This window comes from Vibrio porteresiae DSM 19223, assembly GCF_024347055.1.
Taxonomy (GTDB): Bacteria; Pseudomonadota; Gammaproteobacteria; order Enterobacterales; family Vibrionaceae; genus Vibrio; species Vibrio porteresiae.
Map to the genome: position 1 here is coordinate 457,850 of NZ_AP024895.1, position 19,822 is coordinate 477,671.

Genomic DNA, 19,822 nt, shown 5'->3' on the forward strand with positions numbered 1-19,822 from the left:
GACCATGGTATGGTCTCTTTTGCTATTCATTCTGGGTTATTACCCATTGTCATGCTTACTCTTCATCATCTTCAGGCATAAACGCTTCTAATAGATCGTTAAGGAAGAGCTTACCTTTTTCAGTGATCTGCCAGTGGCGCTCATCCTCAACCAAATAACCTTGTTCAAGTGCCCAAGTGATGGTTGGTTCAATAGTGCTCAGTGGCAGGCCTGTTGTCGTGATGAAATCTGCTTTCGGGCATGCTTCAATCAGACGAAAACGGTTCATGAAAAACTCAAATGGACGGTCTTCATCCGGCACCAGCTGTTCACTATCAAGATAAGGTTTGACCATATTTTGATAGGCAGCCAAGTAACCCTTAGGGTGTTTGATTTTTGTGGTTCGCACGATTCTGCCATCGGCAAAACTCAATTTGCCATGCGCTCCACAGCCAATGCCTAAGTAGTCGCCGAAACGCCAATAGTTGAGGTTATGTTGGCATTGATAACCCGGCTTGCTATAGCCGGAGATTTCATATTGAACATAGCCAGCATCGGTCAGCTTTTTATGCCCCATTTCGAAAATATCCCAAAGGTCATCTTCATCGGGCAATACCGGCGGTTTGGAGTAAAACAAAGTATTGGGCTCAATGGTCAATTGATACCAGGAAAAATGAGGTGGAGCGAGTTCTATAGCTTGATCTAAATCCGCCAGCGCTTGCTCAGGTGTTTGATCTGGCAAGCCATGCATTAAATCCAAGTTAAAGCTGTTTAAGCCAATCTGGTGCGCTAAATTCGCCGCGTTGATTGCTTCTTCACGACCATGAATTCGACCGAGTGCTTTAAGCTTGGAGCTTTCAAAACTTTGCACACCGATGGAGATGCGAGTAACACCTTGCTCTCGATACGCTTTAAAGCGGTCGGCTTCAATCGTACCAGGATTGGCTTCCATGGTAATTTCAATGCCATGTTCAAACGGCAGGCGCGCTTCAACGCCACGAAGTAGGGCGCCAATACCTTCGGCTGAAATTAGACTCGGTGTTCCGCCACCAATAAAAATGGAATGCAGTAACCTCGGAGCTTGGGCTAGTTGATAGCGTTCAATATCGCGATCGAGATCTTCCAAGAGCGCGGCAATGTACTCTTGCTCCGGAATCGTCTCTTTTAGGGCGTGAGAGTTGAAGTCGCAATAAGGACACTTCTGCACGCACCATGGAATATGGATGTATAGGCTTAACGCTGGTGGATTTAACATTAAGAATGTTGCTCTTCAATCGCTTTAAATAGTTTTTTCAATGCCTTGCCACGGTGAGATAGCTGTTTTTTACGCGCAGGCTCGAGTTCTGCCGAAGCGCAGCTCTCTTCAGGTACCCAGAATACTGGGTCATAGCCAAAGCCGTTTGTGCCATGAGCTTCAGTGAGAATACGACCTTCCCATTGACCGTGACATACTAGTGGGGTTGGGTCATCAGCATGACGCATTAAGACAAGCACACAGTGGAAACGGGCAGTACGTTGCTCTTCTGGTACACCTTCCATTGCTTTGAGCAGCTTGTTTAAGTTCTCTTCATCGGTAGCGTCTTCACCCGCATAGCGAGCTGAATAGATACCAGGAGCTCCTTTGAGGTAATCGACTTCTAAACCTGAATCATCAGCAATCGCTGCAAAGCCGGTTTCTTTTGCGGCGTGACGCGCCTTGATAATCGCATTTTCAATGAAAGTGGTCCCTGTTTCTGGGACAGATGAAACATTCAGTTCAGTTTGTGCAACCACGTCAAAACCAAAGTCAGACAGTAGGTCTGCCATTTCACGGACTTTTCCCTGATTGCCTGTGGCAAGTACGATTTTGTTCATAATGAGCTCTTTATCTATGAAAGGGGGAGCCCCCTTTCTGAGTATTAGACTGAAATAATTGTCGGCAAGAATACCAGAAACTCGCTCATGCAACGAGCGTTAGAGCGGTGGGATTAACATGAACTCTGCTGATATAAATATCCCCGCACATGGCGGGGATAGGAAGTTAATTGATGAGTTCTGATAATGCAGTTGGGATTTCTTTAGGCTGGCAAATTCGAATTTGCTTATGGCGCCCAAGTTCTCCCTTCTCTATGGTGATTTGTCCTTTAGCCACTTTGCACTGTTTGGCCAGATATTTAGTTAAATGGCCATTGGCTTTACCATCGACCGGTGGAGCGGTAATGGCGACTTTCACTTCGTCGCCATGTAAACCGACGATTTGATCTCGGCTGGCTTTAGGCTGTATATACAGTTTGAGTAACAGATCATCTTGCTCCATCCAGACTGCGGACATTATAGCTGGTACCACATTGGTCCAATGATATCGCCCATCAAGTAGTTGGCGAATTGCAAAATTACAAATAGAACCAATACGCTAAGATCCAGCCCGCCCATGGCAGGAATGATGCGGCGAATTGGCGCTAACATCGGCTCTGTTAACTGGTAGAACACATATTCAAGTGGGCTGCGTCCTTGGCTTACCCAACTCATGATCGCGCGGATAATCAGAACCCAAAAGAGTAGACCGCCAGCGGCTTTTACCAGAGCCATCAATCCAAGTAACAGGAAGTAAGGGCTGAAACTCACTGCTCCGCCTGAGGCCAGCAGAAGTAGCAGCATAAACTTAATGACACATAGAACATAGGCGAACAGTACTGTTGCGACATCAATGTTACCAATTGATGGAATCACACGACGTAGCGGTTTGACTACGGGTTGAGTTGCTTTCACCACGAATTGGGAAAATGGGTTATAGAAATCTGCACGAGCTGCTTGTAGCCAGATGCGCAGAAGAACGACCATGATGTACAAGTCCAACACTGTGGAGATTAAAAAACTCATTGCATTCATATTAGGCCCTTTTTATTGCCATACATTTTTAATTACGATGCTCATCCCGAGCCGCTCACTAACTTGATGAGCTTAAAATAATTTTTCCATTTCTTGGGCTCGAGTGACGGCTGCTTGCATTGCTTTAGCAACGGTCTCGCTCAAATTATGTTGTTGAAACGTTTCAATCGCTTGTGCTGTTGTGCCACCTTTAGACGTCACTTGCAGGCGCAAAGTTTCAAGCTCGAGATCTGGGTTAGCTTTTACCATTTCTGCCGCGCCTAATGCGGATTGCTGCACTAAAAGTCGCGCCGTTTCTTTATCAAAACCTTGTGCCATTGCCTCTTTTTGCATTGCTTCCATAAAGAGGAAGAAATAAGCCGGAGCGCTTCCTGCCGCAGCAATGACGCCATTGATGCCTGACTCTTGCTCTACCCAACACGCTTCGCCGACAGCAGACATCAGATCTTGAGTAAATTGTTTGTCACTCTCAGAAACGTTCGCTGTAGCAAAAAGACCACTCATTCCTTTCTGAATTAGAGAAGGCGTATTTGGCATCACTCGTACCAAATTCAGTTCGCTTGCGAGCAGTTCGTTGAATCGTGCACAGCTGACACCTGCGGCGATAGAGATCACCAATTTTCCTGAAAAATCGACGGATTGGAGAGGTTCACAAACTTGAGCCATCAGCTGAGGTTTTACGGCTAATACGACAACATCTGCTTCTGTTACTGCAGCCGCATTATCATCAGTGGTACGAACACCGAGCGTTTCTTCTAAAGGTTTACGACGAGTTTCAGTCGGTGAGCTGACCAAAATATTTTGTGCACAATAGCCACTTGCAACCAATCCAGCGATGATCGCTTTTGCCATGTTACCTGCGCCTACAAAAGTAATTTTTCTATTTTCCATCCGACTTCACTTCCCCGTAACCTTGTCTCGTAATCGTAAAACTAACAATTAACTTATTGTTTATTTGTGTAATCTCGCTCACCAAAAATAGCCGTACCGATACGTACTATGGTGCTTCCAGCTTCGATAGCGGCTTCCATATCCCCAGTCATCCCCATGGATAAGGTATCCACTTGAGGGTAGGTCAGTGCCAGTTTATCTTTTAATTCAGCGAGGGTTTTAAATGCTCTTAGCTGAGATGGATAATCTGGAACATTTTCTGGAATCGACATCAATCCTCTTAAAGTGAGGTTGGGCAGAGTCGAAATCAATTGCGCGAGTTCAAATAATTCCGCCTCATTAATACCAGATTTTGAAGATTCACCGCTAGTATTGACTTGTATCAGAACTTGTAAAGGTTGCATGTCTGATGGACGCTGCTCACTTAAACGTTGGGCTATCTTGGCGCGGTCAATGGTGTGCACCCACGCAAAGTTTTCAGCCACTGGACGTGTTTTATTGGACTGAAGCGGTCCAATAAAGTGCCATTCCAAAGGTAATTCTGGATGGTTTTGGGAAAAATAATGGATTTTATTCACCCCTTCTTGCACGTAGTTTTCACCAAAAAGAATTTGTCCTGTTTGTGATGCTGCAAGAATAGCTTCGACCGGTTTTGTCTTGCTTACCGCAAGAAGTTGCACCGAGCCTTGGGAACGTCCAAACTTAGTTTGAGCGTTTTCAATTAATGAAGTGATATGTTCAATGTTGTGTTGAATACTCATAGCCAGACTTTTGTAAGGAAAATAAATGGATATCGCCGAATTACTCGATTTTAGTGTAAAGCATAATGCCTCTGATCTACACCTTTCTGCTGGTGTACCTCCGATGGTCAGAATTGATGGCGAAGTAAGAAAACTTGGCGTTCCTGCGTTTTCTCATACGGAAGTTCACCGTTTGGTCTTTGAGATCATGAATGATTCCCAAAGACGTGAGTATGAAGAGAATCTCGAAGTCGATTTCTCTTTTGAACTTCCCAATATTGGTCGTTTTCGTGTTAATGCTTTTCATCAATCTCGAGGTGGTTCCGCTGTTTTTCGGACCATTCCTACCGAAGTCCCTACCTTAGCACAATTAAATGCCCCTGAGATCTTTCATAAAATGACTCAGTATGAAAAAGGCTTAGTCTTGGTTACCGGTCCAACGGGGTCTGGTAAATCAACTACCTTGGCGGCAATGATTAACGAGATTAATGCGACGCAGAATAAGCATATTTTGACGATTGAAGACCCAATTGAATTTGTTCACGCCAATAACAAATGCTTGATTAACCAACGTGAAGTTCATCGTGATACACACAGTTTTAAAGCTGCATTGCGTTCGGCGTTACGTGAAGATCCGGATGTGATTTTGGTCGGTGAGCTGCGTGACCAAGAGACCATCAGCTTGGCTTTGACTGCGGCGGAAACGGGACACTTGGTTTTTGGTACTTTGCATACCAGCTCAGCAGCGAAAACCATCGATAGAATTATTGACGTATTTCCGGGGGCGGATAAAGGCATGGTGCGTTCCATGTTGTCGGAATCGTTACGCGCAGTTATTGCGCAAAAATTATTAAAAAAGGTCGGTGGTGGTCGAGTGGCTTGCCATGAAGTTATGTTAGGCACTCCTGCTATTCGTAATCTGATTCGAGAAGATAAAGTCGCACAGATGTACTCCATTATTCAAACCGGTGCCGCGCACGGGATGCAAACAATGGAGCAAAATGCCCGACAATTAATGTCAAAAGGCCTCGTTGAGTTATCCGAAGTTCAAAGCAAAATCGAGTCAGATATGGCTAATTTCTGAGGAAAAGACCATGTTTTTGGAACAGTGTTTAAGTGGAATGATTACCCGTAAAGCCTCTGATTTGTATATCACAGTTGGAGCTCCGGTGTTGTATCGTGTGAATGGTGAATTGCAAGGCGATGGTGACAAGCTGAGTTTTTCTGATGTAAACAATCTACTTAATCGCATGATGGACAGTGAGCAAGTCGAGCAGTTCTATCATACTCACGAAGCTAACTTTGCAATTGTGCGTGACAGTGGCCGTTTTCGCGTCAGTGCCTTCTTTCAACGTGAACAACCTGGTGCGGTCATTCGCCGTATTGAAACGCGTATCCCAACGTTTGATGAGTTGTCCTTACCTGAATTGCTTAAAGATTTGGTGATGAGTAAGCGTGGCTTGGTATTGGTTGTGGGATCAACGGGTTCAGGTAAATCGACAACCATGGCGGCGATGACGGGTTATCGTAATCAAAATTCTTCTGGGCATATTTTGACGGTTGAAGATCCGATTGAATTTGTTCATGAACATCAAGGCTGTATTGTTACTCAGCGTGAGGTGGGATTGGACACGGACAGCTATGAAGTAGCGCTGAAAAACTCGCTGCGTCAGGCTCCTGATATGATTTTGATCGGCGAAATACGTTCGAAAGAAACTATGGAATACGCCATGAACTTTGCTGAAACTGGTCATTTATGTATGGCGACACTTCATGCCAATAATGCCAATCAAGCCTTAGAGCGTATTTTGCATTTGGTGCCTAAAGAGCAAAAAGAGCAGTTTTTGTTTGATTTATCAATGAATTTACGTGGGGTCGTTGGGCAACAATTGATTCGCGATAAGCAAGGTCAGGGACGTTTTGGTGCCTTTGAGATACTGCTTAATACACCGCGTGTTTCTGATTTGATTCGTCGTGGTGAGCTACATGAATTGAAAGAAACGATGGCGCGTTCACGTGAATCTGGCATGCAAACCTTTGATCAAGCTTTGTATCAATTGGTAGTAGATAACAAGATTACGCAAGAAGATGCCATGCACTGCGCCGATTCAGCTAACGACTTACGATTAATGTTCAAAACTCAAGGTAGCGGGAGCAGCAGTTCAGGCTCTCTAGATCATGTCACTATCGATATGGATTAGTCTCGTTCAGAAAAAGAAAAGGTGCCACTGGCACCTTTTTCATCGCTTTAATTCCACTGGTTTTCAAACCAGCTTTCTAAGATCACTACAGCAGACTGACAATCAATACTGCCTTTGTTGAGTGCTTTATAGCCGCCAAAGGAGAACAATTCTGCTCGTGCTTCTGCGGTAGAAAGGCGCTCATCATGCAGTTCGACTGGCAAACCGAAACGGCCATGTAGGCGCTGCGCAAACTTTTTGGCGCGCGCAGTAATTTCATCTAGTGCTTTGCCATGCAAATCGGTCGGCAGTCCGACAACCAACAAATTAGGTTGCCACTCTTTAATCTGCTTTTCGATATCGTCCCAATTCGGAACGCCATCATTGGCTTTAAACGCTTTAAGAGGTGAGGCTGTTCCAGTCACCTCTTGCCCAATTGCACTACCGATACTTTTGGTACCGAAGTCGAAGGCCATAATCGTACGCGACATAGTTTTGATCTTTTGCTACGGAGTGGATGGTGGTACTCAATCAGCAATGAAATCACACCATTGCTGAATTGAGAACTAAGCGTGACCAGCCTGGCTTGATAAATTAATCGGATTTATCCCCAAGCTGTTGATCGCTTTTTGCCATTTTTCGTGAATTGGCGTATTAAAAATTAATTCAGCATCCGCTTCAATGGTTAGCCAAGAATTTTCTGCCAACTCCGCTTCTAACTGGCCTGGTTCCCATCCTGAGTAACCTAATGCGACCAAATAACCGGTCGGTTCGGCTTCTGTTCCCAAGACAGTCAGAATGTCTTTTGACGTCGTGACGGCAATCTCATCACTCATTCGAATGCTCGATTCATAGTGATCGCGTGGACGATGCAGAATAAATCCCCGATCTTCAGATACCGGTCCCCCATTGAGCACTGGCTTTTTGAGGCTGTCAGTATGAGATTGAGGATAAGCAGGTTCGATTTCGACCTGCTTAAGCATTCCACCGATCGTGACATCAATCGGTGCATTAATCATCAGCCCCATGGCGCCTTCTTCGTTGTGCTCGCAAATATAGATCACACTGTGTTGGAAGTAGGGATCTTGCATACTTGGCATAGCGACAAGAAAATGATTGGTTAAATTCATCATAATCTATCCTTACTTGCGTTATGAAGCTGATGACGCGTTAGCGGTTGATCGCTTTTACGCGTCGCTCAACGGCATCCATCAATTTACCCATGATGGAGATATCAAACTCTTTTTCAATCTCACGGACGCAGGTTGGGCTGGTCACGTTGATTTCGGTCAGTTTGTCACCGATAACATCAAGTCCAACAAAAATCAGTCCTTTCTCTTTTAAGGTTGGAGCAACTGCTTGAGCAATTTTAAGATCAGTTTCACTTAATGGGCGAGGTTCGCCACGACCGCCCGCTGCAAGGTTACCGCGTGTTTCACCTTTTGGTGGAATACGAGCCAAGCAGTAAGGCATAGGTTCACCGTCAACCACCAAAATACGTTTATCACCATTGCTGATATCAGGAACGAAACTTTGTGCCATACAGTAAGTGGTGCCATGGTTAGTTAGCGTTTCGATAATAACAGAAACGTTTGGATCACCTTCTTTTACGCGGAAAATCGAAGAACCGCCCATCCCATCTAATGGTTTTAGAATGATGTCACCGTGTTTAGCGCGAAACTCTTTAATCGTTTCCGCTTTACGAGTCACGATGGTATTTGGCGTTAATTCTGGGAACCATGCTGTAAACAGTTTTTCGTTACAGTCGCGTAAGCTTTGCGGCTTGTTGACGATAAGAGTTCCTTCGACTTCCGCTCTTTCCAAAATGTAAGTGGCATAAATGTATTCAGTATCGAAAGGAGGATCTTTACGCATCAACACTGCATCGAGTTCAGACAGACGAATCGTTTGTGCTGAAGTGAACTCATACCAACCGTTAGGATCTTCTTTCACTTTTACGATCTTCGTGTCTGCCAAAGCAACGCCTTGATCTAAGTGTAGATCAGCCATTTCAATATAATGAATCTCATATCCGCGACGCTGTGCTTCTAACATCATGGCAAAACTGGTGTCTTTCTTAATATTGATGGATGAAATAGGATCCATCACGATTCCGAGCTTAAGCATTCTTCTTTCTCCGTTAGCCTAAATCGCCAAAGCGAACTTGTAAGGCTGTGATAGCGGTTAAGGCTGCGGTTTCAGTGCGCAGAACTCGGGGCCCTAACAAGGTTTCTTCAAAGTGATACTGACGGGTCATATCGATCTCTTCTGAGGATAAGCCACCCTCAGGACCGATCAACAAGCGCACTTTCGTTACCGGTTTAGGTAACGTATTAATGGAGTAGCGGGCTCTTGGATGCAGGTTGAGCTTGAGCGCATCGCTTGGTTCGGCACACCACTCCTCAAGTGACATCACGGGGCGAATTTCTGGAACGCGGTTACGTCCGGATTGTTCACAAGCGCCGATCGCGATTTTTTGCCACTGTTGTAATTTTTTCTCGAAACGTTTCTCATCCAGTTTTACGCCACAGCGTTCTGAAATGAGGGGGGTAATCACATTGACACCCAGCTCAACGGATTTTTGGATGGTAAATTCCATCTTGTCTCCGCGCGAGATAACTTGACCTAGATGAAGATCAAGAGGTGACTCGCAGCCACTTTCCACACGTTCAGTGATATTCACCAAAACCTGCTTTTTGTTCACTTCAGTGATGATGGCTGGAAATTCAGCGCCACTGCCATCAAACAATAACACTTCTTGATCGGCCTGCATTCGCAGTACTCGACCAACGTGTCCACTTGCTTCATCACTGAGTGCGATGATGCCAAGTTGTTCAATGGTTTCCGGGTGATAAATACGGGGAATGCGCATGGATTAGTTCCTGATATTCAGAGTCGATTTGCTAGCGTCTAACATGGATGCTTTAGGACAAAAAAACAAGGGCAATCATGCCTGTTCACTACTGTTTTTGGCACTGGTGAGTGACAAACGTATTATGGTTGCCTTGAATGGCCGCAATTTTCTGGTCGCGTTCACATTCCCACGTGCTCGCAGGGTAGGTTTTATCCCACGCGTTCATGAGCTGAATTTGTGCACTGGAAAGTCGTAAATTATAGCGCTGGCTCATATACAAATAGGTACGAGCGATCGGGCCGCGCGCACTCTCGGGTGGCATGGCTTTGCGGTCTTTAAAGTTGACTTGCATGGTGCATTGGCCATAAGTGACACCATCGATGCCTCGCCATTGACTGAAGTTAAAGTTGGAACGGTCGCCATTCACTTCTCCGATAGCAGGAGTGAGGTTATGCAGATCGGCTTCAATTTGACGAAATACCGTATCATTACGTTCGCAGTTTTTTCTTCCCCCTTGTTGCCAACATTGGCGCTGGTGGCCAAATTGCCATGCGGGCATCACATGTTCCCACTCAATTCGATTGGCGCGTACCTTTTGTTTTCGGACTTGATACCCACACGAAGCAAGTTCAGGAATGCCTTTTTTACCTTGCCAATCAATTTGGCAACCACAATAGAACGTCACTGGATGTTGTTGATAAAGCTTGGTGGCCGCCGTTTTGGCTTGGGAAAAGGTTTTAGGTGCATCAGCTCGCGCTGCTAAGGGAAGGGCAAAGAGCGAGGTAAGCAATAAAATGGATCTGTATTTCATGACAAGACTGAAAAAAGTATGATTTTTATCAGTCTAACATTCCAATAGGGGAAAGCTAGAGAAGCGCCAAGTTATAACGTTATGATTAGGTTAATTGTTTTCCGGTAAATCGAATCTCTTGATGACAAGATTGGCAACGATACACCGCTTGTCCTCGAGTAATCCGATTATGACGACGAATCGATATTTGATGTTTTTGGCACGCACATTGGTACTCGAAGGTTTTTCCTTGAACAGAAGCAATTGAAAATCGGTGCGTCGTCTCAGGTGTTACCTGGAACACTTTGCTCATAACGGCTTGCCACTCAGGGCCATGGGGTTTGACGCGACCAAATACTTGATAAGTGACTAAATGTGCCACTTCATGAGGGATGACTTGATCAAGAAATGCATGAGTATTTTCGTTAAAAAGCACCGGATTAAGCCGAACTTCATTTAAGTGCATGTACGCTTTCCCAGCCGTTTTCCCTCGTAATTTGTAGTTGAGCGTAGGCACTGGAAGATCTTTAGCAAAGTAGCTATTGGCTAAATCAATGCAGAGTTGAATCGTGATGTGTGCTTGTTCGGTTAATTGTGGACTGACCATGCTTACTCTCTTATGCGTTCGGCTTCATCTTACTGCAGCTCCGCAGAAAGTAAAATTGGCTTGCGACCTTTAGATCAGGATTCAATGACGGGATTGTCGATATAAAAAAGCCCCAGCAATGCTAGGGCTTCTTCTCATTGAAATCTAAAATAAGCTTATTTTAGACCAGCGAATTCACGTAGAAGTGCTGCTTTATCAGTCGCTTCCCAAGGGAACTCTTCACGACCGAAGTGACCGTACGCTGCCGTCTTTTTGTAGATTGGGCGAAGTAGGTTCAACATTTCTTGTAGACCGTATGGACGTAGGTCGAAGAACTCACGTACTGCTTTCACGATGATGTCGGTTGATACTTTTTCAGTACCAAACGTTTCAATCATGATAGACGTTGGATCAGCAACACCGATTGCGTAAGAAAGTTGGATTTCACAACGATCTGCAAGACCAGCTGCTACGATGTTTTTCGCAACGTAACGGGCTGCGTATGCTGCACTACGGTCAACTTTTGATGGATCTTTACCAGAGAATGCACCGCCACCGTGACGAGCTGCACCGCCGTAAGTATCCACGATGATTTTACGACCAGTTAGACCACAGTCACCCATTGGGCCACCGATAACGAAACGACCGGTTGGGTTGATGAAGTACTTGGTATCTTTAGCAAGCCATTCTGAAGGAAGAATCGGTTTGATGATCTCTTCCATTACGCCTTCACGTAGATCAGCAGTTGATACTGTGTCTGAGTGTTGAGTTGATAGCACTACTGCATCAATACCAACGATTTTGCCATCGTCGTATTTAAAGGTAACTTGTGATTTAGCATCTGGACGCAACCAAGGAAGAGTGCCGTTTTTACGAACTTCTGCTTGGCGTTGCATTAGACGGTGTGCGTAAGTAATTGGTGCAGGCATCAGTACGCTGGTTTCGTTAGTCGCGTAACCGAACATGATACCTTGGTCGCCAGCGCCCTGCTCTTTAGGGTCAGCTTTATCAACACCTTGGTTGATGTCTGGAGACTGTTTACCGATAGTGTTTAGAACTGCGCAAGTGTTCGCATCAAAGCCCATATCTGAGCCAGTGTAACCAATCTCGCGAACAGTTTGACGAGTTAGTTCTTCGATATCGACCCACGCAGAAGTAGTTACTTCACCACCGACCATAACCATGCCGGTTTTTACGTAAGTTTCGCAAGCAACACGTGCTTTTGGATCTTGTTCCAGAATCGCATCGAGGACCGCATCAGAGATTTGGTCGGCAATTTTATCTGGATGGCCTTCTGAAACGGATTCAGAAGTGAACAGGTGCTTAGCCATGATAACTCCAATCTTTCTATCAAATAGAGTAGCTGTCAGGACTTCGCTACTCTGCACTATCGATTAATATGTAGGCGTTTCTACATCTAGACGTCTATTCTAGGATGCAACAATCAAATTACAAGTTCTTTTTCATATTAGTCATAACTAATCGTTTACTTAGAAGTCGAAATGTCTTCTCTAATCGCAGCAAAAATTAGAGTGCGCTTGGCAAAATCACGGTAACGTTGCCGTAAAAGGTTTGCAGTGATAGGAGGGCTTTGCGACAATACCGACCACCTTGTTATGGATAATTTTTTTCTGCTTTTTTAGGAGCTGACATGTCTTCTCGCAAACATCTGGCGAACGCAATTCGTGCACTAAGTATGGATGGTGTTCAACAAGCTAATTCTGGTCACCCAGGTGCCCCGATGGGTATGGCTGATATCGCTGAAGTGCTTTGGCGTAGCCACTTGAATCACAACCCGAAAAACCCTCAATGGGCTGATCGCGACCGTTTTGTTCTTTCCAACGGCCACGGCTCTATGCTGATTTATTCTCTACTGCACCTTTCTGGTTACGATCTCGCTATTGATGATCTGAAAAATTTCCGTCAGCTTCACTCAAAAACTCCTGGCCACCCAGAGTACGGTTACGCACCTGGTGTAGAAACGACTACTGGTCCGCTAGGTCAAGGTATCACTAATGCTGTAGGTATGGCGTTAGCAGAAAAAGCATTAGCAGCTCAATTTAACAAACCAGAACATGACATCGTTGACCACTTCACTTACGTGTTTATGGGCGACGGTTGTATGATGGAAGGCATTTCTCACGAAGCGTGTTCACTTGCTGGTACTTTGGGACTTGGCAAACTGATCGCATTTTGGGATGACAACGGTATCTCTATCGACGGTGACGTTGAAGGTTGGTTCTCTGACGACACTCCAAAACGTTTTGAAGCGTACGGTTGGCATGTTATCCCTGCTGTTGATGGTCACGATGCTGACGCAATCAATGCAGCCATTGAAGCAGCAAAAGCAGAAACCTCACGTCCAACGCTTATCTGTTGCAAAACCATCATCGGTTTTGGTTCACCAAACAAAGCGGGTTCTCACGACTGTCACGGTGCTCCACTAGGCGCAGATGAAATCAAAGCAGCGCGTGATTTCCTAGGTTGGAACTACGGCCCATTTGAAATTCCTGCTGATATTTACACTCAATGGGATGCGAAAGAAGCGGGCTCTGCCAAAGAAGCGATTTGGGACCAAAAATTTGCGGCTTATGAAGCGGCTTACCCAGAACTAGCAGCAGAATTTAAACGCCGTGTAGCGGGTGAACTTCCAGCTAATTGGGAAGAAGTTTCTAATGCTGTCATCGCTGACCTGCAAGCTAATCCTGCTAATATCGCATCTCGTAAAGCATCACAAAATGCACTAGAAGCGTTTGGTAAAGTGCTTCCTGAATTTATGGGCGGCTCAGCTGACCTTGCACCATCCAACCTTACCATGTGGTCTGGTTCTAAATCAGTGACTGCTGAAGATGCGTCAGGCAACTACATCCACTACGGTGTGCGTGAGTTCGGTATGACTGCGATCATCAATGGTATCGCTCTTCATGGTGGTTTTGTTCCTTACGGTGCCACCTTCCTAATGTTCATGGAATACGCTCGTAACGCAATGCGCATGGCTGCTTTGATGAAAATTCAAAACATCCAAGTGTACACTCACGACTCTATTGGTCTGGGTGAAGATGGCCCAACTCACCAACCGGTTGAGCAAATCGCTTCACTACGCATGACTCCAAACATGAGCACATGGCGTCCATGTGACCAAGTGGAATCTGCAATGGCTTGGAAACTGGCTATCGAACGTAAAGATGCACCATCTGCACTGATCTTCTCTCGCCAAAACCTAGCGCAACAACCACGTACTGCTGAGCAAGTGGCTGACATCGCAAAAGGTGGTTACATTCTGAAAGACAGTGCAGGTAAACCTGAACTGATCCTAATCGCAACCGGTTCTGAAGTTGAGCTTGCGGTTAACGCAGCAGCTGAACTAGAAAAAGAAGGCAAAGCGGTACGCGTTGTATCAATGCCATCAACTGATGCATTCGACAAACAAGACGCAGCTTACCGTGAAGCGGTTCTTCCAGCAGATGTGACTGCACGTGTGGCTATTGAAGCTGGCATTGCTGATTTCTGGTACAAATACGTTGGCTTGAATGGTCGCATCGTTGGTATGACGACTTTCGGTGAATCTGCGCCTGCAGGTGAGCTATTCAAACAATTCGGTTTCACGACTGAAAACGTTGTTGCTAAAGCAAAAGAGCTGCTTGCTTAAGCTTTATGATAGCGTTTAATTGAAAGGGCCTTCGGGCCCTTTTGTTTTTCTGAAGTAGAAAATGGTTTTGTTAAAGAGTGAAAGTAATAGCTTAGGCCCATGTTTCTGGGCGTGTTTTTTTCATCGCATCAATGAACATTCTTAGTCGCAGTGGCAAACGTCCTAGAGGGTAAAAATAGTTAATTTGTACTGGGTCTGAATACCATCCAGATAGACAGTTAATAAGGCTGCCTGGATGTGAGTGAACAAAGCCATTGGCGAATGCGGTAGGAAGTAAACCAATACCTCGTCCTTTTTGGATGGTATCTGCTTGCATTGGTAGGTGATCGTTTTGCAAACGACTATCGAATGCAGGAAGGATATAGCTACCTTGCTGATAATGTGTGAGCTTTAATCCACCTTGGCGAAAGGAGATGAAATCAATCCAATCGTGCTCATTCAATTGGCTTGGATGGGTGATTGGTGAGTGTTGCTCAATATATGACGGAGATGCATACACAGCATATCGCCATAGTCCCAAACGTTCACAATGGTAGCCTTCAGAATGACTAAGTCCTACCCAGACAATAAGATCGGGAGTGAGCTGTGAATTGGATGGGTTGTACTGGCTATGAACTCGAAAACGAATATTGGGGTGCTCAATCATGAATGAATCGATCACTCTTGCCATCCAACCGCGCATTAGATTTGGGTCAACGGCAATGGTGAGTTCGCCCGATACTTGCTGATCTAACTCTTGCAGTGCTTCATGACTTTGGGTGGAAATCATGAGCAATTGTTCTGCGTATGTTTGAAAGATTTCGCCAGCTTTTGTGAGCGTAAGACGATTGCCATCTCTCGCTACCAAGGCTTGACCCAAATCTTCCTCTAGTTGGGCTAAACGGCGACTAAGGGTGGATTTAGGTTGGTCTAACACTTTAGCAGCTGCCGTGAGACTCTTATATTCACAAAGTGCATTAAACGCGCGGATAGCGGCTAAATCGTGCATTGATACTCCCATATAGTCATGCTTTATCACTGGATTAAGGCCAATTAAAATGAACTGGCTTTTGTCTATCGAATAGCCACAATATTGGCTCTAAAATTTATTAATAATTATCATTTAATTGTTAGCAGTGTCTACTTATAACATCGCATAACTTATTGTCAGAAAAAGATTTGTCAGATAACTGATATGAATTGATTGCACTAAGTGTAAAGATGAATAAAGAAGATCGTTTGGATAAAACATTCGTTATATTATTGATAGTGCACTCTTTTTAGTGAGTGAGACAATGTTTTGGTTCACTGCTTGTGGTAGTAGTAACCATTTGTATAGGCACTGGCTGCAATTTGGCAAAAGATAGGGTTCATCTTTTTCCATAATCAAGCATAAAGTGTTCTATAAGCCCCTTGAATAATAAGGGGCTTTCTTTTTGGATTTCCGGGTGTCAATTAGCACAGAATGGAGTACTATCGCACCAACATGAACGATATGGTGTGGGGCAATGCTAAGGGTAGCCATTAACGGATTTGGACGAATTGGTCGTAATGTTTTACGAGCAGTTTATGAGAGCGGGAAAAGCCAAAATATCAAAGTAGTCGCCGTGAATGAGCTGGCTAATCCAGATGCGATGGCGCACTTACTTCAATATGACACCAGTCATGGTCGTTTTGGTAAGAAAATTACAAATGATCAAGAACATCTGTATGTTCACCACGATGATGGTAATTTCGACACCGTTCGTATTCTTCATTTAGCTGAAATCCCTATGCTGCCATGGCGTGATCTTGGTGTGGATATTGTCCTAGATTGTACTGGGGTTTATGGCTGTCGAAACGATGGTTTGCAGCATATCCAGGCGGGGGCGAAAAAAGTCCTGTTTTCTCATCCTGGTTCTCACGATTTAGATAACACTATCATTTACGGTGTTAACCAAGAGACACTCACTTCTGCACATAAGATTGTTTCTAATGGGTCATGCACTACTAACTGTATCGTTCCGATTATCAAAGTATTAGATGAAAACTTTGGTATCGATTCTGGCACTATCACCACCATTCACTCGTCGATGAACGATCAGCAAGTCATTGATGCTTACCACAGTGATTTGCGCCGTACCCGCGCAGCGAGTCAATCCATTATTCCTGTTGATACACGTCTTCACAAAGGTATTGAGCGTATTTTTCCTAAGTTCTCTAATCGCTTTGAAGCCATTTCAGTACGTGTACCAACCGTCAATGTAACTGCAATGGATTTGAGTGTCACAATTAATACAAAAGTGAAAGTTAATGACGTAAATCAAACCATCATCGAGGCATCTCAGTGTACATTACGTAACATAGTTGATTATACTGAAGCACCGCTTGTTTCCATCGATTTTAATCACGATCCTCACAGTGCGATTGTGGATGGAACTCAAACGAGAGTAAGTAATGGGCATCTGGTAAAAATGCTTGTATGGTGTGATAACGAATGGGGATTTGCTAACAGAATGCTAGATACGGCGTTAGCAATGCAGGCAACTGAGTCATAGCCCACATTTAGAGAAAAAAATATTTATTTTCTACGTTGAAATAAATATCCTCTACCCATCTCGGAAAAAGTAGTACGAAAAAGAATACCGAAAACCCGGCTAGTGATAGGCGGGGTGAACAAACTTTATTACTTATAAAAATTTGAGAGGACAAATCATGTCTGTAATCAAGATGACTGACCTGGAACTAGCAGGCAAACGCGTATTTATCCGTGCTGACCTTAACGTGCCAGTAAAAGACGGAAAAGTGACTTCTGATGCACGTATTCTTGCATCACTGCCAACCATTCAACACTGCCTTGCAGCTGGCGCTAAAGTAATGGTGACTTCTCACCTAGGCCGCCCAACTGAAGGTGAGTACAACGAAGAATTCTCTCTACAACCTGTAGTTAACTACTTAAACGACGCACTAGATTGCGAAGTTAAACTAGCTAAAGACTACCTAGACGGTCTTGAATTAAACGCTGGTGAGTTGGTTGTTCTTGAAAACGTTCGCTTCAACAAAGGCGAAAAGAAAAACGAAGACGAGCTATCTAAAAAATACGCAGCGCTATGTGACGTATTCGTAATGGATGCATTCGGTACAGCTCACCGCGCTCAAGCATCTACTTACGGTGTTGGCGTTTTCGCTCCTATCGCGTGTGCTGGCCCTCTACTAGCTAACGAACTAGAAGCTCTAGGTAAAGCAATGGACAAACCAGCTCGTCCAATGGTTGCTATCGTTGGTGGTTCAAAAGTGTCAACTAAACTGACTGTTCTTGAATCTCTATCTAAAATTGCTGACCAACTTGTTGTTGGTGGCGGTATCGCAAACACCTTCATCGCAGCTGCAGGCCACAACGTAGGTAAGTCTCTATACGAAGCTGACCTAGTTGAAACTGCTAAAAAATTGATGGACGAATGCCACATTCCTGTTGCTACTGACGTTGCATGTGCAAAAGCATTTGATGAAAACGCAGAAGCAGTAATCAAGAAAGTTGAAGACGTTCAAGATGACGACATGATCTTCGACCTTGGTCCAGATTCAACAGCTCAACTTGCTGAAATCCTTAAAAACGCTAAAACCATCCTATGGAATGGCCCTGTTGGCGTATTCGAATTCAAAAACTTCGAAGCAGGTACTAAAGGCATTTCTGAAGCGATCGCTCAATCTGCAGCATTCTCTGTTGCAGGCGGCGGTGACACTCTAGCTGCTATCGATAAATTCGGTATCAAAGCTGACGTTTCTTACATCTCTACTGGCGGCGGTGCTTTCCTTGAATTCGTTGAAGGCAAAAAACTTCCAGCCGTTGAAATGCTAGAATCACGCGCAAAATAATTTAACGTAGAAGGCGAGGGTAACCTCGCTTTCTTGTTTGCTGCATACAGAGCACCATTCTGCTAGAATAGGCCAGCTACTGTAGGCAGTTGTTTACAAGATTTTAACTTAACCGTTTTGTTTTAAAACGAGAAAATATAGGATCAAATCCATGTCTAAGGTCTTCGATTTCGTAAAACCAGGTGTTATCTCTGGTGATGATGTACAGAAAGTATTTGAAGTTGCTAAAGCAAACAACTTCGCGATTCCAGCTGTGAACTGTGTAGGTTCTGACTCTGTAAACGCAGTACTAGAAGCTGCAGCGAAAGCGAAAGCTCCAGTTATCGTTCAGTTTTCTAACGGCGGTGCTGCTTTCTACGCAGGTAAAGGTCTAAAAATGGAAGGCCAAGAAGCTCAAATTCTTGGTGCTATCGCTGGTGCAAAACACGTTCACACTGTTGCTGAATACTACGGTGTTCCAGTGATTCTTCACACTGACCACGCTGCTAAAAAACTTCTACCATGGATCGACGGTCTACTAGATGCTGGTGAAAAACACTTCGCAGAAACTGGTAAACCTCTATTCTCTTCTCACATGATTGACTTGTCTGAAGAGTCTCTAGAAGACAACATCGCAATCTCTTCAAAATACCTAGAACGCATGTCTAAAATGAACATGACTCTAGAAATTGAACTAGGTTGTACTGGTGGTGAAGAAGATGGCGTTGACAACTCAGGTATGGACGCATCTGCACTTTACACTTCTCCAGAAGACGTTGCTTACGCATACGAAAAACTGAATGCAATCAGTCCTCGTTTCACTATCGCTGCTTCTTTCGGTAACGTACACGGCGTTTACAAACCAGGTAACGTTAAACTAACTCCTACAATCCTACGTGATTCTCAAGTTTACGTTTCTAAGAAATTCAACCTTCCAGAAAACTCTTTGAACTTCGTATTCCACGGTGGTTCAGGTTCTTCTGAAGCTGAAATCAAAGAATCAATCAGCTACGGTGTTATCAAAATGAACATCGATACTGATACACAATGGGCTTGCTGGGACGGTATTCGTCGTTACGAAGCTGAAAACCACGATTACCTACAAGGTCAAATCGGCAACCCAACTGGTGAAGACGCGCCAAACAAAAAATACTATGACCCACGCGTATGGCTACGTGCTGGTCAAGCATCAATGGTTAAACGTTTGGAAGAAGCGTTCTCTAACCTTAACGCAATCGACGTACTGTAATTTCAGTTTCGTTTATTCGTTTTCAAGAAACCCGCTCAGTGAGCGGGTTTTTTTATGTCTATCCATCGTCAAATTTCCGCAAAGCCCTAGCGAATGAGGATGATATTGCTTAACCTGTACATAATTACTTGTTGAATTTGTGGTCATTTTGTAATCACCCCCTAAAATAGTGGCATACCATTTTAGAGTTCTTCTGCATAAACTGATTTAATCAGGGAGAACT

Annotated in this window: 20 protein-coding genes; 6 read left to right on the forward strand and 14 right to left on the reverse strand. The window is 44.4% G+C overall.

Going from position 1 to position 19,822, the window contains the following annotated elements:
* Positions 1–55: 55 nt before the first annotated feature.
* From hemW to OCV11_RS02185, 6 genes are all read right to left on the reverse strand, one after another.
* Positions 56–1,234, reverse strand: a complete 1,179-nt coding sequence (gene hemW, locus OCV11_RS02160; protein ID WP_261894716.1) for a radical SAM family heme chaperone HemW — start codon at positions 1,232–1,234, stop codon at positions 56–58.
* A complete protein-coding gene (locus OCV11_RS02165) occupies positions 1,234–1,833 on the reverse strand; it encodes an XTP/dITP diphosphatase (protein WP_261894717.1) in 600 nt (199 codons plus the stop codon). Before OCV11_RS02165 ends, hemW begins: the two co-directional genes overlap by 1 nt.
* Positions 1,834–1,999: 166 nt before the next feature.
* Positions 2,000–2,290 (reverse strand): DUF167 family protein YggU, encoded by a 291-nt coding sequence (yggU, locus tag OCV11_RS02170; protein WP_261894718.1) that lies wholly within the window; start codon positions 2,288–2,290, stop codon positions 2,000–2,002.
* Positions 2,290–2,847, reverse strand: coding sequence for a YggT family protein (locus OCV11_RS02175; RefSeq protein WP_261894720.1), 558 nt, complete (start codon positions 2,845–2,847; stop codon positions 2,290–2,292). Before OCV11_RS02175 ends, yggU begins: the two co-directional genes overlap by 1 nt.
* Positions 2,848–2,919: 72 nt before the next feature.
* A complete protein-coding gene (proC, locus tag OCV11_RS02180; RefSeq protein WP_261894721.1) occupies positions 2,920–3,738 on the reverse strand; it encodes a pyrroline-5-carboxylate reductase in 819 nt (272 codons plus the stop codon).
* A gap of 53 nt (positions 3,739–3,791) precedes the next feature.
* Positions 3,792–4,499: a YggS family pyridoxal phosphate-dependent enzyme gene (locus OCV11_RS02185; RefSeq protein ID WP_261894722.1), complete on the reverse strand. Its 708-nt coding sequence runs from the start codon at positions 4,497–4,499 to the stop codon at positions 3,792–3,794.
* 25 nt (positions 4,500–4,524) lie between these two features.
* Here OCV11_RS02185 and OCV11_RS02190 point away from each other — a divergent pair, with 25 nt between their 5' ends.
* Both OCV11_RS02190 and OCV11_RS02195 read left to right on the forward strand, forming a co-directional pair.
* Entirely contained in the window at positions 4,525–5,562 is a 1,038-nt protein-coding gene (locus tag OCV11_RS02190) for a type IV pilus twitching motility protein PilT (protein ID WP_261894724.1), read from the forward strand.
* Between the two features lie 10 nt (positions 5,563–5,572).
* Positions 5,573–6,679, forward strand: a complete 1,107-nt coding sequence (locus OCV11_RS02195) for a PilT/PilU family type 4a pilus ATPase (protein WP_261894725.1) — start codon at positions 5,573–5,575, stop codon at positions 6,677–6,679.
* Positions 6,680–6,726: 47 nt separating this feature from the next.
* Here OCV11_RS02195 and ruvX read toward each other — a convergent pair whose 3' ends face one another.
* The 7 genes from ruvX to metK all read right to left on the reverse strand — a co-directional run bounded on the left by ruvX (position 6,727) and on the right by metK (position 12,219).
* The gene (gene ruvX, locus OCV11_RS02200) at positions 6,727–7,149 is read right to left on the reverse strand and encodes a Holliday junction resolvase RuvX (protein ID WP_261894726.1); all 423 of its coding nucleotides are present in this window, start codon (positions 7,147–7,149) and stop codon (positions 6,727–6,729) included.
* A gap of 75 nt (positions 7,150–7,224) precedes the next feature.
* Positions 7,225–7,788 (reverse strand): YqgE/AlgH family protein, encoded by a 564-nt coding sequence (locus OCV11_RS02205; RefSeq protein ID WP_261896206.1) that lies wholly within the window; start codon positions 7,786–7,788, stop codon positions 7,225–7,227.
* Between the two features lie 40 nt (positions 7,789–7,828).
* Complete coding sequence (gene gshB, locus OCV11_RS02210; protein WP_261894727.1) at positions 7,829–8,785, reverse strand: glutathione synthase; 957 nt, start codon at positions 8,783–8,785, stop codon at positions 7,829–7,831.
* Positions 8,786–8,798: 13 nt separating this feature from the next.
* Positions 8,799–9,530 carry a 16S rRNA (uracil(1498)-N(3))-methyltransferase gene (gene rsmE, locus OCV11_RS02215; RefSeq protein WP_261894728.1) on the reverse strand — a complete coding sequence of 244 codons (732 nt, stop codon included), beginning with the start codon at positions 9,528–9,530 and terminating at the stop codon, positions 8,799–8,801.
* 88 nt (positions 9,531–9,618) lie between these two features.
* Positions 9,619–10,323 (reverse strand): endonuclease, encoded by a 705-nt coding sequence (locus OCV11_RS02220; protein ID WP_261894729.1) that lies wholly within the window; start codon positions 10,321–10,323, stop codon positions 9,619–9,621.
* Between the two features lie 85 nt (positions 10,324–10,408).
* Complete coding sequence (locus OCV11_RS02225) at positions 10,409–10,909, reverse strand: SprT family zinc-dependent metalloprotease (RefSeq protein WP_261894730.1); 501 nt, start codon at positions 10,907–10,909, stop codon at positions 10,409–10,411.
* A 155-nt stretch (positions 10,910–11,064) separates the two neighbouring features.
* A complete protein-coding gene (gene metK / locus OCV11_RS02230; RefSeq protein ID WP_261894731.1) occupies positions 11,065–12,219 on the reverse strand; it encodes a methionine adenosyltransferase in 1,155 nt (384 codons plus the stop codon).
* Between the two features lie 320 nt (positions 12,220–12,539).
* Here metK and tkt point away from each other — a divergent pair, with 320 nt between their 5' ends.
* The gene (gene tkt / locus OCV11_RS02235) at positions 12,540–14,537 is read left to right on the forward strand and encodes a transketolase (protein WP_261894732.1); all 1,998 of its coding nucleotides are present in this window, start codon (positions 12,540–12,542) and stop codon (positions 14,535–14,537) included.
* Positions 14,538–14,628: 91 nt separating this feature from the next.
* Here the strand turns inward: tkt and OCV11_RS02240 are convergent, their stop codons facing one another.
* Positions 14,629–15,525, reverse strand: a complete 897-nt coding sequence (locus OCV11_RS02240; protein WP_261894733.1) for a LysR family transcriptional regulator — start codon at positions 15,523–15,525, stop codon at positions 14,629–14,631.
* A gap of 499 nt (positions 15,526–16,024) precedes the next feature.
* Between OCV11_RS02240 and epd the strand changes: the two genes are divergently transcribed.
* The 3 genes from epd (at position 16,025) to fbaA (ending at position 19,599) form a co-directional block, all read left to right on the forward strand.
* Positions 16,025–17,053: an erythrose-4-phosphate dehydrogenase gene (gene epd, locus OCV11_RS02245; protein ID WP_261894734.1), complete on the forward strand. Its 1,029-nt coding sequence runs from the start codon at positions 16,025–16,027 to the stop codon at positions 17,051–17,053.
* Positions 17,054–17,210: 157 nt separating this feature from the next.
* Complete coding sequence (locus OCV11_RS02250) at positions 17,211–18,371, forward strand: phosphoglycerate kinase (protein ID WP_261894736.1); 1,161 nt, start codon at positions 17,211–17,213, stop codon at positions 18,369–18,371.
* Positions 18,372–18,522: 151 nt separating this feature from the next.
* Positions 18,523–19,599 (forward strand): class II fructose-bisphosphate aldolase, encoded by a 1,077-nt coding sequence (gene fbaA, locus OCV11_RS02255; protein ID WP_261894737.1) that lies wholly within the window; start codon positions 18,523–18,525, stop codon positions 19,597–19,599.
* Positions 19,600–19,822 lie beyond the last annotated feature (223 nt).